Source organism: Pedobacter ginsengisoli, assembly GCF_030244015.1.
Taxonomy (GTDB): Bacteria; Bacteroidota; Bacteroidia; order Sphingobacteriales; family Sphingobacteriaceae; genus Pedobacter; species Pedobacter ginsengisoli.
Genome location: NZ_JASSYX010000001.1, coordinates 1,227,461 through 1,243,414, shown reverse-complemented (window position 1 = coordinate 1,243,414; position 15,954 = coordinate 1,227,461). Strand labels below are relative to the sequence as shown.

Sequence of the window (15,954 nt, the reverse complement as noted above, 5' to 3'; positions counted from 1 at the left end):
TAATCTAAACTGTTTTATTCAGTATCCATCCGGAAAATTTTTCTCCAAGACTAACGAAATAGTCAATCCGCTGTTTCTTTTCTTCATCAATTACCTGACCGTACTCAAAAATTCCAACTACCTTATTCGCAAACAGTATCCATTCCTTAGATAAGTTCATTTGATCCATGGCCGCCGTTTCAATAATGATAATGTCAAATACGCGTTTCAGTCTTTCTATCCGTTCGTTAATTATATCCTGGCTTACCAGTTCAAAGATGGACAAATCTCCTCCCCGGGTCGCCATTAATTCAAAATTTTGATTTACTTGAATGTCCTCAAGATTTACTTTGCCCGTAAAATAATCTTCGAGGTAAACTGATGAAGAGATTGTTTGGCTAATACGAGGGCTCCTGAAGTTTCCATCTATAATCAGGATTCTTTTATTTGTCATTTTCCATGCAAAGGCCAGACTGAGCGTCAACAGAGTCTTCCCTTCTCCTTCACTTAAGCTAGTTATCAATAATACTTTGTCTTTTAAATCGTTCTCAATTTCAAACCGAATAGATCTAAGTTGATCTTTAAATTCTCTTAAAACGGGTTCACTGGTATCTGTATGCCATATTTTCTCCAGATTTATTATAAAACCCTTCATAGATCTAAGGACGCCTAACACCGGTAATCGGGTTTTATTGGCAAGATCTTTTGGTGCTATTATTCTTTTATCTATGAAATACAGTATAAAAAGGACCATCAGGCAAAATATAAAAGTAATTATACCACTTAAAAGGATTAGGAGCATTTTTTTGGAGGCCTGCGCTAAACCGGGCATCGCCTGCTGAATAAATTTAAGTTTAATTGAAAACGCAGATTCCATACTGCTTTGGTTGAATTTGTCCAATATATCCAGGTATTCCTTACTGGCCACCTCGACATCTCTTTCCATACTCTGAACATCTGCTTCATGTGGCACTAGTTTATCAAACTCCTGATTGAGCTGCTTTAATTCCTTTTCCATGGAATGCATACTATATCTGGCAAGGTCAAGCTCTATCTCCAATTTCAGTTTTTGTTCAACCAGTGCTTGTTTCGAAACCAATGGATTGTAGATAAACTGATCAGTAGACGCGTTTATTTGTGAATTCAGAACGGTTTGCAAGGAGTCTATTGACTGTTTGTAACCGGTTTCGAAATTATTTTCTATATAGAGATCATAAAGATTTCTGAGGTCTTCCCGGGTGCCTACAATATCCTGGTTAACCTTTGTTAAAGTAGATTCGAGATAACCACGTTCCCCCGGATTGAACTTCTTATCGATTTCACTTATTGCACCACCTTTTGAAGCTATACCTTCTATTGCTTCTTGTCGTCTGTTGCTAAACTGCAAAATCTGTTCATAAAGCTGACTTGACTGTTCATTTAAGTTAAGTACACGATTGGCTACTTTATAATTCCTCAGCGTAAGTATCTTTTCATTCATGGCATCTTTCTTTTCTTTTAAAAGGGTGCCGAGAAATGTATTTGCCTTAAGCTGATTGGTCTTAACTAAAACAGTATAATACTTTATGAACTCCGAACATAGCGTATTTGCAACAAAAGCTGAAAGCTCCGGATTCTCAGATTCATATTCAACATTTATGAAATCACTATCTCCTGCCCTGTAAGTTTTAAGTTTCCCCCGGATGGATTCACTATCATAGTTCATAGCAAGCAGCAGCTGGTGCAGGTCATTCTGCTCCTTGTTCCATAAGTTCAGCGACTTTGTTTCATTATAATTATTCTGAAAGGTTGCCACAATCTTATTCTTTGCGGAACCGGACAGATGTTTAATTTCTTTACTCAATGGTCTGAAAGGTACCGGCGCCGTTAAATCGTGGAGAATAAGTTTATAGGAAATCTGGTCCAGCATTTTTTTCATTCGCATCATCTCGACCAGGTTACTGAATTCCTGGTATATGTCATAGCTCTTGGACGAAGTTTGGGCGCGTGAAAAAATATTCTGGGTCTCGTCAACAATGCCGGTAGAGATCTGAGCCTGAGAAACATAAGAATCAGGCAGATTACGGACTAAAAAGAAAGCGATGATTATCGCAATCATCGGAATTGCGATGATTATATATTTATGTTTATTGAGTAAGCGCAAAAAACGATTGATCTCTTCCATCTATTTTATTTCTTCCAGTTTCTTTGTCAATAAAGTTTCCAGCGCTACCTTTGCTGTACTCAAATTACTCTCAGCGGTAATCCGGCCCTCATAAGCCGAAGACAATGCTATTGACCCATTATTATAATCCTGAAAAGAAACTTCATTCCTTTCATACCTCGCCTTAATCAACTTAAAAGAGGATTCCACATCCAACACCGCTTTTGTTCTTATTTTCAAAATATTATAGCTCTGCAGGTATACAAGATAACGATTTTTAACCTCCGATTCCAACATTAAATCATATTCTGCTTTTGAGAGCTGAGCAAGTTTAAGCTCTTCTTTAGCCGCTCTTATGGTGGATGGTTTTTTTAGAAAAAAACCGGGACTTATGGTAACTCCAAATTGATACCCGCTTAAAAGCAGGTTTACATTATCGTCCAAACTGTTTACGGCATTACTGTTTGACCTGTAAATATATGAAAACGAAAAGGGATCGAGCCATGAACTCTTCTGCTGATTAAGATTATATTTCGCTATATTTATCTGATGATCAAAGGTTTTATATTTTGGATAGTTTTCCTTAGCTACAGCAATTAATTTTTCCATATAAAGATAAGAAAAATCGCTGAGCATACTTTCCTGGGATTTTGCCTGTGCGGTACTAAGAAATACAAAACTAACTATTGCAATACCTTTTTTTAAGTTCATATATATTTTGTACAATTAGCTTGTTAAAACAGTAAAAATAAAGAAATAAGTGAAACGTAAAGAATCATTTAAACTATTATCCAATAACCAAGACTGTACCAAAGGCCTTTGCAAGTCTAAAGCCAATTTAAACAGTTTAAATGAGAACAAACTTACACGCATTGAGAAATTTTTACCCGATAAGATTTTTAAGTTGATCTGTTAACCACTGAATTCACCGAAATAATGTCGGTTTAAACTCAATTAACAGCTTCCATCGTTCACAATTTCTGATGGCGTTATTTTTGTTTACTTTGATGTGTATTTTTAGACAAATTATAATTTGACCCGTATATCTGTATTTTCGCCAACAATATGATAAAACAATTACAAATTGCTCTATTTCTTGTATTCTTCTTTATTGTTGCAGATGTTTCTGCACAATTTCCTTATATAGAAAGTTTCAGGGGGGCCACCGCAACCGGAATTACTTTTGGGGGAGCCCCTTCGGCATTTTTAACCGCCGGGGGAAGCGGATATGAGGCTGGAGCACATACTGGAACGCCGCTGGACGCAAACGGAGAAGGCTACCTGCGATTGACTAACAACACAAAAAACCAAAAAGGTTATATTTATAGCAATGCAAACTTTCCGTCTACAGAAGGCTTGAGCGCCGAATTTGAGTATTACATTTATGGGGGAAACGGAGCCGACGGTATAAGTTTTTTCTTATTCGATGCAACGGCTTCTCCCTTTGTTATCGGAGGATTTGGGGGATCGCTGGGATATGCACAAATCAACACCACGAATCCCATATCTCCTGGTGTGAGTAAAGGCTATCTGGCCATCGGCTTAGATGAGTTCGGGAACTTTTCTAATCCTACCGAGGGACGTCAGGGAGGAATTCCGGGTTTAAGGCCCGGATCTGTAACTTTAAGGGGGAAGGGTAACGGCTCTGGCCTGACGCCGGAAAATTATAAATTTCTGACGACTGTCAGGACTGCTGACCCTGTGAACGGCGTACCGGGGTTTAGCCTGGTTGGCAGTTCGGGTGCCCGGCAACCAATTGCTACAAATCAGGGATACAGAAAGGTTTATCTGGATTTGGTACCAAACCCAGCCGGTGGATATAATATTACAGTAAGAATAACCAGAGGTGGATCCCCTATGGTTACTTCCACTGTAATTGACAATTTCTATTATCCTGAAACCGCTCCGGCTACTTTACGATATGGGCTGGCTTCTTCAACCGGCAACCAAACTAATTTTCATGAGATCAGGAATGTAATAATTGATATCTATAAGAAGGACCGCTTTGTCAGCCCCACTGCAGTTAATGATGAGGCTATTGTATGTCAGGGAAAAACAACTTCAATAAATGTTTTTGCGAATGACGTGTCTAATAATGACGGTGGAATAATTGTCACCTCTTCTATTGATCTTGATCCGTTAACTATTGGTATTCAAAGTACTTACAGCGTTCAGAATAAAGGTATCTTTAGCCTGGATCAGCAGGGACTGGTACTCTTCACTCCTGAAGCATCTTTTACGGGTCTTGCCACCGCGAACTATACCGTCAAGGATAGTTATGGTAAGGAATCCAATGTCGCAGCCATTTCATTGACTTATGCTTCACTTCCTGTTTCGGTTAATGCAGGACCGGATAAACTGGTAAATGTGAGTGCTGTGCCGGCCGCATTCTTCCTGGAGGCAAGCGTTCCTTCTGCTGGTCAGGGAATATGGACCCAGGTTTCCGGACCTAATACTGCTGTTTTTACAAATTCTGCAACGAATAATACTACGGTGACGAACCTGACAGGAGGAATTTATATTTTTAGATGGACAGTTAAATCTGCAGGAGGCTGTGAGGTGACGGATGACGTTCAAATCACAATCAACAATATTCCTGTTGCCAATGATGATGTTTTTACAACATCTTTAAATACCTTCATCGCTCTTCCTGTATTAATTAATGACATAGATGCAAACGGTAATACAACGATCGATAAGTCAAGCGTATTAATTAAGAGCCAACCGCTGCATGGCTCCTTAGTTACTGATCCTGTGACAGGAACAGTAACTTACAGACCGGAAGATGGTTATAGCGGATTTGACTCTTTTGTCTATACAATTAAGGATGACTACGGTGCGGAATCAAATACTGCCATAGTAACTATCGCAATAAATTCACCTAAACCTGTAGCTCCTGACATCTCCGCTGATGCAATTTCAGGCCGGCCAAAGAAAATAGATATTATTCCACCTGCATGTGGTACTATTATTATTACCAGTCAGCCAAAGCATGGCACAGTTACTGTAAATCCTGTTACTGCAGAGGTTTTATATACGGCCGATCCGGATTACAGTGGTGCCGATGATTTCACTTACATCATAAGAGACTGTAATGGAGCCGAATCAACGCCAGGTCGGGTGAATCTTTCTGTCAAAATACCAGCGCGTATTGGTTTAGCGAAAGCATTAACTGCGATTACGAAAAATCTTGACGGCAGTTATGATCTAAAATATGTATTTACAATTGTCAATTTCGGAGACATCCAGATTAAGAATGTAAGTTTAGTTGATGATCTCGGCACGGCTTTTCCCGGAGCTTCTATCATCATTCGGAAATTAACAGGTTCAGGAACTTTGGCTATCAATCAATCGTATGACGGAAAACAAATAAAAGAAATGCTGCTTCCTTCCAGTATGATACAGGCTAAATTCAAATTAATCGTTGAACTGGAGGTTACGATAGGAATTGTTGATGGCGGGACCTTCAACAATACAGCATTTACAAAGGGGCTTTCCGAAAGCGATGGTGGTGAAACAAATGACCAGTCCACAAATGGTCTGAATCCGGACCCGGTTACTCCCGGCGATTATTCTCCATCCATCCCTACACCTGCGGTTTTAACAGCTCAGGACATAATTATTCCTGGTGGTTTTTCTCCAAATGGGGACGGCATAAATGATTTCTTTACGATCGAAAACAGTCAGGGTAAACTGATCAATTTGGAGATTTATAACAGATGGGCCAACAGGATTTACCGTTCAGCAGATTATAAAAATAACTGGAATGGAAAAACTACTGAAGGAATTTATGTAGGAAATGAAGTACCGGCCGGCACTTACTATTACATAATTATTATAAATGGCAAAGAGAGACGTGTTGGTTATCTAACGATTAGCAGATAAAAATGAAAAAAATTAAACTAATTATATATTGTGCAATTTCAATTCTTATTGGAAATAGTTTGAAAGCACAGCAAAATCCGATGTATACGCAATATATGTTTAATACACTGGCAATTAATCCTGCTTACGCCGGAAGCAGAAACGTTGTTTCAATTACCTCACTATATCGAAATCAGTGGTCAGGAATAGAAGGTGCACCGAAAACAGGTACCCTATCGGCCGATGCTCCGTTCCTGAACAAAAAAATAGGTCTTGGCGCACAATTATATTCCGATAAACTGGGTAAAACCCAGACAAATGGCGCTTCTTTGAGTGCTGCTTACAGAATCCGTATGGACAAAGGTTCACTAAGTTTTGGTCTTCAGACCAATATTAATCAGTTTAAAGTCAATCTTACAGAGGTTTCGCTTGGATCAAACCAGGGGCTTGATCCGGCTTTTGCCACCAACATCAATAAAACATTATTTAATTTTGGTACTGGCGTCTACTATAATAGTGACCGGTTTTATTTAGGCATATCTCTGCAGGATCTGATACCCAACGATCTTTCCGATGATAACGGAACAAGGCTCAGCGGTAAACAGGAAATCCATATGTTTCTTGCTTCCGGTTATGTTCTCCCATTATCCGATGATTTTGATCTTAAGCCGTCTTTTCTTATCAAAGGAGTTAAAGGAGCTCCTATTGAAGCGGATCTTAATGCTACTCTTTGGGTAAAGAACGTTGTCGGTGTCGGGGCCCAGTATCGCACAAATGCAGACATTTCCGGTTTAATTGAACTTCAGGTCACACCAAATATACGTATCGGATATAGTTACGATCATAGTGTAACGCGTTTACAGAATTTCAATTCCGGAAGTCATGAAATTATGCTGCGCTATGAATTTGGCTTCGAATCAGGAAAAATTTTATCTCCAAGATTTTTTTAAACATGAAATTGAATATAACAATTGCCTTTTCCGGTGCACTGATTTTGATATCCTGTTTAATTAAAAACGGATATGCCCAGTCTAACATTAAACAATCTTCTGCAGTAACACAAGCAACAGATGAATTTAAATCTTTAAGGTATATAAGCGCTATAAACAAATTAAGCGAAATACTGAAAACTGATTCTGCAAACGTAAATGCCCAGGAAATGATCGCTTACAGTTACAGAATGATAAAAAATTATGACCAGGCGCTAAAGTGGTATGAGAAATTAGGCCTTCAGAAAAATATTAAACCTGAATGGGCGCTTTATTATGCGGAGGTACTGGCAAACAAACAGCAATACGAACGTTCAGAAAAGTGGTATAGAAAATACCTTACATTGGTTCCTAAAGATAAAAGAGCCGCCGTTTTTGCAAGGACTAACATCAGCAATTTAAATAAGAACCAGGGCAACTGGAAAATTTCCTACCTGAATATTAATTCTCAGGGCTCTGACTATGCACCTGTATATTATAAAGATGGCTTGCTTTTTACCAGTAACAGACAAAATTTCAAACCCGGAACAGGCATTTTTCTTTGGAACAACACGCCATTCTCCAATATATTTTCGGTTGTTAGTTTAAAAGACATAAAAACGGTAAATCCCGACAGTTTAATAGGAGCCGCAAAAAAAGATCAATTAAAAGATCTGCGTTTTAATGATGACGATACTGCTCCAACAAGCAATGACACCAAAACCCTCGTTCAATATACTCCTGCCCTTCAGCGGGATACGATTGCGGTAATGCTTCAAAAACAGATCTCTGTTAAACCGGTAAGAGGAAATATCAACACCAGGTTTCATGAAGGAGCCGCAGCTGTATTTCCGGATGGTTCTATCATCTTCACACGCAACAACTATACTCCAGGCAACAAACAGACCAGCAAGGACAGAATAAATAAATTGAAGCTCTATATAGCTTCCGGAAAAAACCTTACAAAAATTACAGAGTTTACTTATAACAGCAATGAATATTCGACCGGACATCCCACATTGAGCAGAGATGGAAATATTTTGGTTTTTACTTCTGACAGGCCCGGCGGCTACGGCGGAAGCGATCTCTATTACTGTGTCAGATCCGGAAACGGGCAATGGACACAGCCCCTGAATTTAGGCAAGCAAATTAATACCGAGGGTGATGAAATGTTTCCTGATCTGGACAAAAACGGGACTTTAATTTTTGCGTCTACCGGTCATCCAGGTTTGGGCGGCTTAGATCTTTTTGAAGTAGCATTAAAGGAAATGAAGCCAGTATCAGCAATGAAAAACCTCGGCGCTCCGATTAATTCGCCGACCGATGATTTTGCAATGATCAGGGCAGCTGATGGCAAAAGCGGCTTCTTCAGTTCTAACAGAAGAGGTGATGATGATATTTACGAGTTTAAAAGAAGTCAGCATATGGTTCTCTTAGAAGGAACAATTACTGACGCCAGGACCAGACTGCCCTTGGGGGGAAGCCGTTTACTGTTGAGACATTTGGACGGAACTGACACTTTAAAAGTAAATAATAAAGGCGAATTCAGAAAGGAAATTTCCCTGGAAACAGATTATGAAACTACGGCGCAAAAAATAGGATATGTGAATCAGCTCGGCTTTGTAACTTCGGTCGGCATTGTGCAGGATTCGACAATTAAGCTAAACATTCGTTTAAATAAAACAGAGAGTCCGCAACAATATGTCCTCAGCAATTGCGATTCCTTAAAAAAAGTATTCTTTGTAAATAATATTTATTATGATCTGGATCGGAGTGAGATCCGGGCTAATGCGAGGCCTGCTTTGGATGAACTGGCTATACTAATGAAAAAATATCCTGATATATCAGTCATTACCTCGAGCCATTGCGATACAAGGGCCTCTGAAATATACAACAGAAATTTATCCTTGAGAAGAGGCGAATCGGCAAAGGCATACCTCATATCAAAAGGAATAGCTCCGGATCGGGTAAAAGTAGAATATTATGGTAAAACAAGGCTGGTAAATCGTTGTTATGACGATGTGCCTTGCTCAGAGGAAGATCAGCAATTAAACAGACGTACAGAATTTGATGTCATTTTAAATGGTGTGAACATAACCAGGCAAAATTGTAATGAAAGATAACCTCGCTATATTAGCGAGAGGTCATAAAATCTTCTGACATGAGAAGAAAATATATTATTTACATTCTGTTCTTTATTGTTGCAGTTGGCTTGTGTACCCTTGTCTGGCACAACTTACATAAAAGTGATCGGAGTATCATAGAATCGAGTCGCACAAATGTATTAAGCACGTATACCCCTCCGTCAATAGCGGCAGGAAATCACTTAAAGATTCCCGGTGCAAACCTACTAATCAGATGGCGGGATCCGAATAAAGAGTTTTTGAAATTAAGCCTTAAGGATTCCGTCTCCCGTTACACTCATTTAATGATAACGATTGAGACCTGGGATACTGGACGTTTTGGAATTAAAGGTACATCCGGCCCTTTAGAAAATATGATCGGCGGTGATTACGATGAAAAAATCAGGATCTTTTGTCGTAGCTTGTTAGACATTCAGGACAATGTGTATCTTTCCTTCAATCCTGAAATGGAGGTACCGGTAAAAAATTTTCCGTGGCAATATCAGTCACCTATATTGTATATTGACGCTTTTCGTCATTTTTCAAAAGTAGTTAAAGAGATTTGCCCCATGGTTAAAGTAATATGGGGCACCGCGGGCTATCCCGGAGCGGATGAATACTACCCTGGCGATGACTCCGTAGATGGCATTCACATTATACTCAACAGCAAGTCAGAATCTCAAACAAATGCATATCCGCGGAGCTCAAGTATGGCCTCGGTGATAAAAGGCAAAATATTAAGAATGAGATTTATGAATAAGCCACTGATTATCGCAGGCGCCTCACCAAATAAATTCAGCAAGTCTGACAGCATGTCTCTTGATACAGCAATCAAAAGCATAGAGGAAAACAAATACATCTTATACGCCGGGGAATTATTAAGAAACCAATCTGTTAACAAAACTGATCATGCAGTAGGCAAGGCGCCGCTGATCGGAGTGTATGATCCTAAAGGGTTGTTAATAAACGAACACAATATTTCAATTGAACATCTTTTTATAGACTGGAGTAACGTCGAAGATGGCTCATTGGAACGTCAAATCGATCAGATTAATCGCAGAAGCCATAATGCCTTATTAACGATTGAACCCTGGAGGGGAATCAAATGGAAAACAGATGCGAATGTTTTGAATAGAATGACGCTTGGTAAATATGATGAGGCGATCGGGAAGATATATAAAGCTGTTTCTAAAGCAAAAGGAACTGTTTATTTAAGATTCGCACATGAAATGGAAATCCCGATCCATCGGTATTCCTGGCAAAGCCAGGATCCTGTGGATTATATAAAGGCATACAGGTATTTTATGACCTTCGAAAAAAATATTCTTTCCTCCAACATAAAAAGAATATGGGGGCCGGCGGGAGATAGAGGATCTCTTGAATGGTGGCCTGGAAATGATGTGGTGGATTATATCAGCTTCGCAGTTTATGGATTACCCGACAAGAATATTACAGACCCCTCGGCTCAAGAATCTTTCGAGCAAATTTTCAACCGGAAATCGTATAGGATGAGGTTGGTAGATAAACCTTTTTTTATAACAGAGTTTGGTGTTAAAGGATCAAATAAATTCCAGAACAAGTGGTTGATCGAAGCCGCAAAAAAAATCAAAAAGCATTCCAGCATATATGGTATTTCTTACTTCAACTTTGTCGACAATCCAAAGGTATGGGGTAAAGTAGCTGCCCCAAACTGGGCCATAAGTAAATCTTCTTTCCTTAATTTCGCTGAAGAACTATCCCCATAACTTAATACTTTATTTCCTTTTCGAGTTCATAAAGAGGTGTGTTTAGAGAAGTTGAGACCGTAGTCACGGCCTCACCGCTTATGACATACAAAAAGAGCCTGCAGGATGATGCGTCTGCGGGAATCGTGACTTCAACACTTGAACTTTCTCCCAGGTCTTTTATTGCAATTGGATTTCGGAAACGATCAACTGTAACTAGTTTCCATTCAAACTTTAGACCAGAAAGGTTGGAAGCAGGGACCCATTTTCCTTCTGCTTTAATTACAGCTTGATACCGCAATAATGCATTTTCTTCTGTGGAGCGCGCAGGTCTTAATATTTTGACTTCAGGAAGCTTCGGAACCGCCGAACCCTGAAGATAGGCCTTCAATTTAAAAAAATCGACCTTACGTCTCCCTGAAAGGTCTTTTAGACCATTCAATTTGACCCAATCGGAGGTCGCCTCATCCTGCCAGTTTGTGACAAAAAAGTCTTCGGATTTAAGTTTATTTCGGTATAAAACTGCGTCGTCGACCTCGGCATAGTAATAAGGGTATTCAAATTCACCAATCATTTTCTTTATATCCGCAGATTGACTTGCTTTTATCAATAGGCCAAACGAATCGATTTCCGGAATAAATGTTTTTATTCTGCGCGCAATTTGTATAAAATCCTCTGAAAAATTAATATCAACATTTATCTTTCTCGATTGATCTTCATGCCTGATCTTATTGACTAAATCTTTCAGCCAGACAAGATACCGGTCCTGCTGATAAATTGATTCTGGCTTTATACCATGTAATCCCAGCTTCTGAAATACCGGATTACTGATGTTCCATGAAATGATCTCCTTTTTGTCTTTTAACTTTGAGACAGTGCCGACAAAACGCGTGGTAAGTTTTTCAAGCGTTTCTTGTTTTGAAAAATCCAAATCTTCAGGTACCCAAAAGCAATATAATATTTTCATATCTGTTTGCTTTGCCGCTTTAAATAAATTAAAATCATAGATCCCCGGCCCAAATCTTCTAACAGCATTTAAACCCATCGACTTGATCTCTTTAAAATCTTCAACAAGTTCCCGCTTTCTAAAAGGATGTTTGCTTTTATACCAATTCAGGCCTTTTGTATAATTAACACCTTTAAAACCACTAAAATGCTTTTGTGGCGTAATTATATTTTTGATTACCCGATTGACCGGCATGGAAGTCAATTGGCCAGTATCCGCAGGCTGTCTACCGTAGGTAAACAATTTCTTAAAAGCTGCTGGTTCTTCTATTCGCCAGTCAATAACGCCGGCATTTCCGCCGTCAGGAATATTCACATCCAGTCCGCTATTGAACAATACCAGTGCCCTAACTTCGGGAAATTTCTTTTTAACTGATATAAGGGCGTCATTAAACCACTGGTTCTGCCTTCCGGCCGACCTGTCAGTACCCATTTCTGCAAGCATCACCGGTAGTCCGGATCTGAAAATCGGCTGTTTATGAAAAGGACGGTAAAGATCCTCCATTGATACCCAGTTTGCCCCGGAGGCTTTTGACCCATAGTTCAGATTGGTAACTCCTATCCAGTCCACATACTTCCTGCCAGGAAAATAAGCCTGAACAGCCTCGGCCTTCCATGGATTCCATACCCATATTACATTGACTACTTCGTCCCTGCTAAAAAAATTATGAACATATCTCCATGCGTCTTTAAAATCTGCAGCAGAGTTGCCTCCTTTTTCAGACCAGGGATAAAATGGATTGTCTGCCTCATGGGCAAATCTGATATAAACCGGTCTTTTAAGCTTTTTAATATCCGTTGAAAAACGCTTTAAGTAAGCATCAAAATTTCCATGAACAATCTTTTGGAAGATCATGGTCTCATTTATTCCCCCTTTTTCTTTTTGATGAAAACCAAACAGGCTTTGCCAGGGTTCCCAGGTAATCATTGGCAATGAGCCATTTTTATAAATAGAATCAAGCGTCGTCAGTGGAAATGAATAATTGCTCCCATCTCCCCATGGCACATAGAGTGAGATTATGTCGAAATGTGTATTAAAATTTGCCTGTTCTTTTCTTACCTGTTTGAGTGAAGATAAACCGTTCGTGCCCCCGGGTGAGAATATTCCGTAGTAAAATCTATGTTCGTCAACTGATCTTGCAGTTATCTGATCTTTTTCATGAGCATTGTTTAATGAGTAAACGATCAAACAGGTTATCAATATAGTTATGAGTAATGCAGTACTTCTTATACCTGTATACACACGATGTCTGATTAACCATAGCGCCTTCTTTACAAGGTGGACCTTGTACATAAACTGGTCCAGGGCTTGGAACCGGGACCTGAGCATGCGAAACTGGATCTGCCTGCTTGCCAGCACAGTAAAGGACAGGATAAAGCAGTTTAGGACAGCAAAACCGCTCATTATTAAATTGTAGGGATTGAAGTCACTATACAGCCCATAAATTACAGCAAAAACGGATAAAGCAATTATAGTAAGATTAGGGATATTCAAAGGCCAGTTATTGGCCTCATTTCCGTCCTTGGGAGTTGGATTATAGGGCACCTTCTTCCTAAGTATTGTGTAAAATAATCCTATGATGTAAATCCACCAGGTTCCGATCATTAACAGTCCACCTACTACATGGAAACCCCGCTCCTCATCTTCCATGACCCACCATTGGACGAAATGCCTGATGAGCAGCACTGCAGCAAAAAAAGGCAGACCGACTATGCAGAACTCCTGGATATCCATTTTAAGCGGGCTTAAACTAAAAACCAGTGCTAAAATTGGAATCATAAAATTCATAAAAAAAAACAACCCGGATAAATAATGAAAAGGTATAGTAAAATAATGAAGCTTTTGCCTCCAGGTAAATTGTTTATATAATTTAGGAAATGTAGCAACTAAAAGCTCAAAAACACCTCTTGACCATTTCAACTGCTGACTGTAGTAAGCAGACAAAGTTGTAGGTACAAGTCCTCTGGCTAATACTTCGGGCACATATACAGACTTCCAGCCTTTGGCATGTAATTGCATAGCGGTATGCATGTCTTCCGCAAGACCCGGTGCATGTCCTCCGATTGATTCCAAGGCGGTTCTTCGAAATGTGCAATTTGCACCAATGGCCAGTACGGTTCCATATTTATTCATGGTCATCATCATCGGCCCGTAAAACTGGTAGGTCTGTTGTGCGGCGCCCTTAGCAATTAAACCGTGAATATGGTTTTTGTAAGCCTGTACAATTTGAACATATCCGATTTCAGGATTGTCAAAATGTGAAACAATCGGATCCAGGAAATTGGGAAAGGGAACATGATCAGGATCAAGTATCACACACAACTCGCCGCAGGAGACCTTTAAAGCATTGTTGATATTGCCCGCTTTCGCGTTAACCTTAAGGGTTCTGGTAACGTGATGTACATTGAGGTTTTTGCAGAGCTGGATCAGATGTGGATCATTCGCCTCGTCGCAGAGGTAAGTTTCATGAGGATAAGTTATGTTTTTAATTGCTATTAAAGTCTCTTCGATCATTTCGTACGGTTCCCCTGCACAAAAAGTAGTAAAGATATCTACTGTATAACGTCTGGTGCCCGACGGGGTCTTGGGTACTGTTATATGGTAATAATGGTACCATTCATGCAAAGTCGTTAAACAGCCAAATACAATGCTTGTGATAAGCAGATAATACAGAAATATATTGCCAATAACATCAGGATCTATTAAGCTCCTCAAAAAAAATATCATTCCGATAACCCCAAGAGAGATCATTAACCTTAAGGTAAACCTTTCAATTCTGGTTGGCGACTTTATTGGCTGGTTACTCATTTGCCCATAACATAAAAAGGTGTATTACATGTTGAATAGTTTCCAAATTTATCGTAAACGGTCGCAAATATTCTGTATGGTCCCTCTCTTCCCGGAGCTCTAAAAGTTACTTTAAGTCCTGAAACAGATATAATGAGACCTTTTTCCGCCTTTATAAAAGTGGTGTTACTGGATATGCCCTTTTTAAACCAATCTTCCTGCAGAATCTCCCATTTAATATCCACAATATTTTCATTCTCTTCAAGCAGTTTAATTTCAGCAGAGCCACGGTCATTTGATGTATAAATGATATTATCTTTAGCACCGAGCTTGTCAACCAGCATATAATTGATTTGCGGTGCTTTGTGTTCAGGTCGTTTTTCCTTCCATAAATATCCCATAACATCTACCGCTTCCGATTTATTTCCGTTAACATCAAACATACTGAACCAAGTACTTGTAGTTTCCTGCTTAAAACCCCAGTAAAATACAAAAGAGCCAAGAAACCTCTTGCTATCCAAAGGCATATATCTTTGATATCGCTTTAGATATACCTCTGCTTTCTTTGTACTTGTCGCTTCTATATGAGCTCCCCATATCGTAGTATCAAATCCTTCCCATGGCCCGTCTGCACCCCATTCTGTGATCATAAAGGGGCCCTTCCAAATCAAGGAGAATTTATTTAAATCCGTTCTTAATGTTTCTATCTTACTGAAGATATTAAAAGAAATAACATCTACATTGCATTTTAGCTGAAGGCTGATTATTATCTTTCTGTTAAAGTTGGCAACAGTCGTAGTTACCGGATGATTTGGATCCTCTTTGTGTACCATATCGACGATACGGTTAAAATGACTAAAAAGACTATTGAAGTACGGTGTGTTGTCAAAGTCCAGCTCATTTCCAACGCACCACATCAATAACGCAGGATGATTCCTATATTTTTTAATAAGCAGTTCAAAATCTTTAATTTGATTATTCTTCCTGACAGTATCGTTATAAAAGAATTCATTATTTCTTGAAACAAGCAAAGGTAAACCAACAACCACAGCCAGTCCATTTTCATTTGCCTGATCTAAAATTGAAGAAATGTTAGTCGTGTCCCAGGTCCTTATGGCATTTCCGCCGTTCTCTTTCAATACTTCCAGTTTCGAAAAGCCAGCAGCGCCCTTAATAAAGAAAGGTTTGCCATTTCTAATTAAGGTATATTTGCCAGCTTTCTTTTGGATATAGACGTCCCGCTCCTGTTTTGATGTATCCCGGTTGACGCAGCCTGACAGCCCGAAACAAAAAATTAAATAAAATAGGCAATGCTTCATAAAAGCTTGGTTCAGAAAACCAATTAAGATACTAAATTCAA

At 39.3% G+C, this 15,954-nt stretch carries 8 protein-coding genes; 4 read left to right on the top strand and 4 right to left on the bottom strand.

The genetic code is table 11. The features are described 5' to 3' along the window. Nucleotides 1–4: 4 nt before the first annotated feature. Entirely contained in the window at nt 5–2,143 is a 2,139-nt protein-coding gene (locus tag QEP08_RS05320) for a GumC family protein (RefSeq protein WP_285056443.1), read from the bottom strand. Continuing rightward, nucleotides 2,144–2,833, bottom strand: coding sequence for a TolC family protein (locus QEP08_RS05315; protein ID WP_285056442.1), 690 nt, complete (start codon nt 2,831–2,833; stop codon nt 2,144–2,146). Nucleotides 2,834–3,187: 354 nt separating this feature from the next. Here QEP08_RS05315 and QEP08_RS05310 point away from each other — a divergent pair, with 354 nt between their 5' ends. From QEP08_RS05310 to QEP08_RS05295, 4 genes are all read left to right on the top strand, one after another. After that, nucleotides 3,188–6,007 (top strand): Ig-like domain-containing protein, encoded by a 2,820-nt coding sequence (locus QEP08_RS05310; protein ID WP_285056441.1) that lies wholly within the window; start codon nt 3,188–3,190, stop codon nt 6,005–6,007. A 2-nt stretch (nt 6,008–6,009) separates the two neighbouring features. Continuing rightward, nucleotides 6,010–6,936, top strand: a complete 927-nt coding sequence (locus QEP08_RS05305; RefSeq protein ID WP_285056440.1) for a PorP/SprF family type IX secretion system membrane protein — start codon at nt 6,010–6,012, stop codon at nt 6,934–6,936. A gap of 2 nt (nt 6,937–6,938) precedes the next feature. Continuing rightward, on the top strand, nt 6,939–9,077 hold the full coding sequence (locus QEP08_RS05300) for an OmpA family protein (RefSeq protein WP_285056439.1): 2,139 nt from the start codon (nt 6,939–6,941) through the stop codon (nt 9,075–9,077). Between the two features lie 305 nt (nt 9,078–9,382). Beyond that, on the top strand, nt 9,383–10,822 hold the full coding sequence (locus QEP08_RS05295; RefSeq protein ID WP_285056438.1) for a glycoside hydrolase family 26 protein: 1,440 nt from the start codon (nt 9,383–9,385) through the stop codon (nt 10,820–10,822). A 1-nt stretch (nt 10,823) separates the two neighbouring features. On the opposite strand, the gene QEP08_RS05290 is transcribed toward QEP08_RS05295, so the two are convergent. Further along, a complete protein-coding gene (locus QEP08_RS05290) occupies nt 10,824–14,615 on the bottom strand; it encodes a glycosyltransferase family 2 protein (protein WP_285056437.1) in 3,792 nt (1,263 codons plus the stop codon). Next, entirely contained in the window at nt 14,612–15,913 is a 1,302-nt protein-coding gene (locus QEP08_RS05285; RefSeq protein WP_285056436.1) for a glycoside hydrolase family 2 TIM barrel-domain containing protein, read from the bottom strand. Before QEP08_RS05285 ends, QEP08_RS05290 begins: the two co-directional genes overlap by 4 nt. Nucleotides 15,914–15,954: the final 41 nt, after the last annotated feature.

What these genes read in the sequence shown, in the direction of transcription:
- QEP08_RS05315 (WP_285056442.1), bottom strand. Translation starts at nt 2,833, where the DNA reads ATGAACTTAAAAAAAGGTATTGCAATAGTTAGTTTTGTATTTCTTAGT.
- QEP08_RS05295 (WP_285056438.1), top strand. Translation starts at nt 9,383, where the DNA reads ATGATAACGATTGAGACCTGGGATACTGGACGTTTTGGAATTAAAGGT.
- QEP08_RS05285 (WP_285056436.1), bottom strand. Translation starts at nt 15,913, where the DNA reads ATGAAGCATTGCCTATTTTATTTAATTTTTTGTTTCGGGCTGTCAGGC.
- QEP08_RS05300 (WP_285056439.1), top strand. Translation starts at nt 6,939, where the DNA reads ATGAAATTGAATATAACAATTGCCTTTTCCGGTGCACTGATTTTGATA.
- QEP08_RS05320 (WP_285056443.1), bottom strand. Translation starts at nt 2,143, where the DNA reads ATGGAAGAGATCAATCGTTTTTTGCGCTTACTCAATAAACATAAATAT.
- QEP08_RS05305 (WP_285056440.1), top strand. Translation starts at nt 6,010, where the DNA reads ATGAAAAAAATTAAACTAATTATATATTGTGCAATTTCAATTCTTATT.
- QEP08_RS05310 (WP_285056441.1), top strand. Translation starts at nt 3,188, where the DNA reads ATGATAAAACAATTACAAATTGCTCTATTTCTTGTATTCTTCTTTATT.
- QEP08_RS05290 (WP_285056437.1), bottom strand. Translation starts at nt 14,615, where the DNA reads ATGAGTAACCAGCCAATAAAGTCGCCAACCAGAATTGAAAGGTTTACC.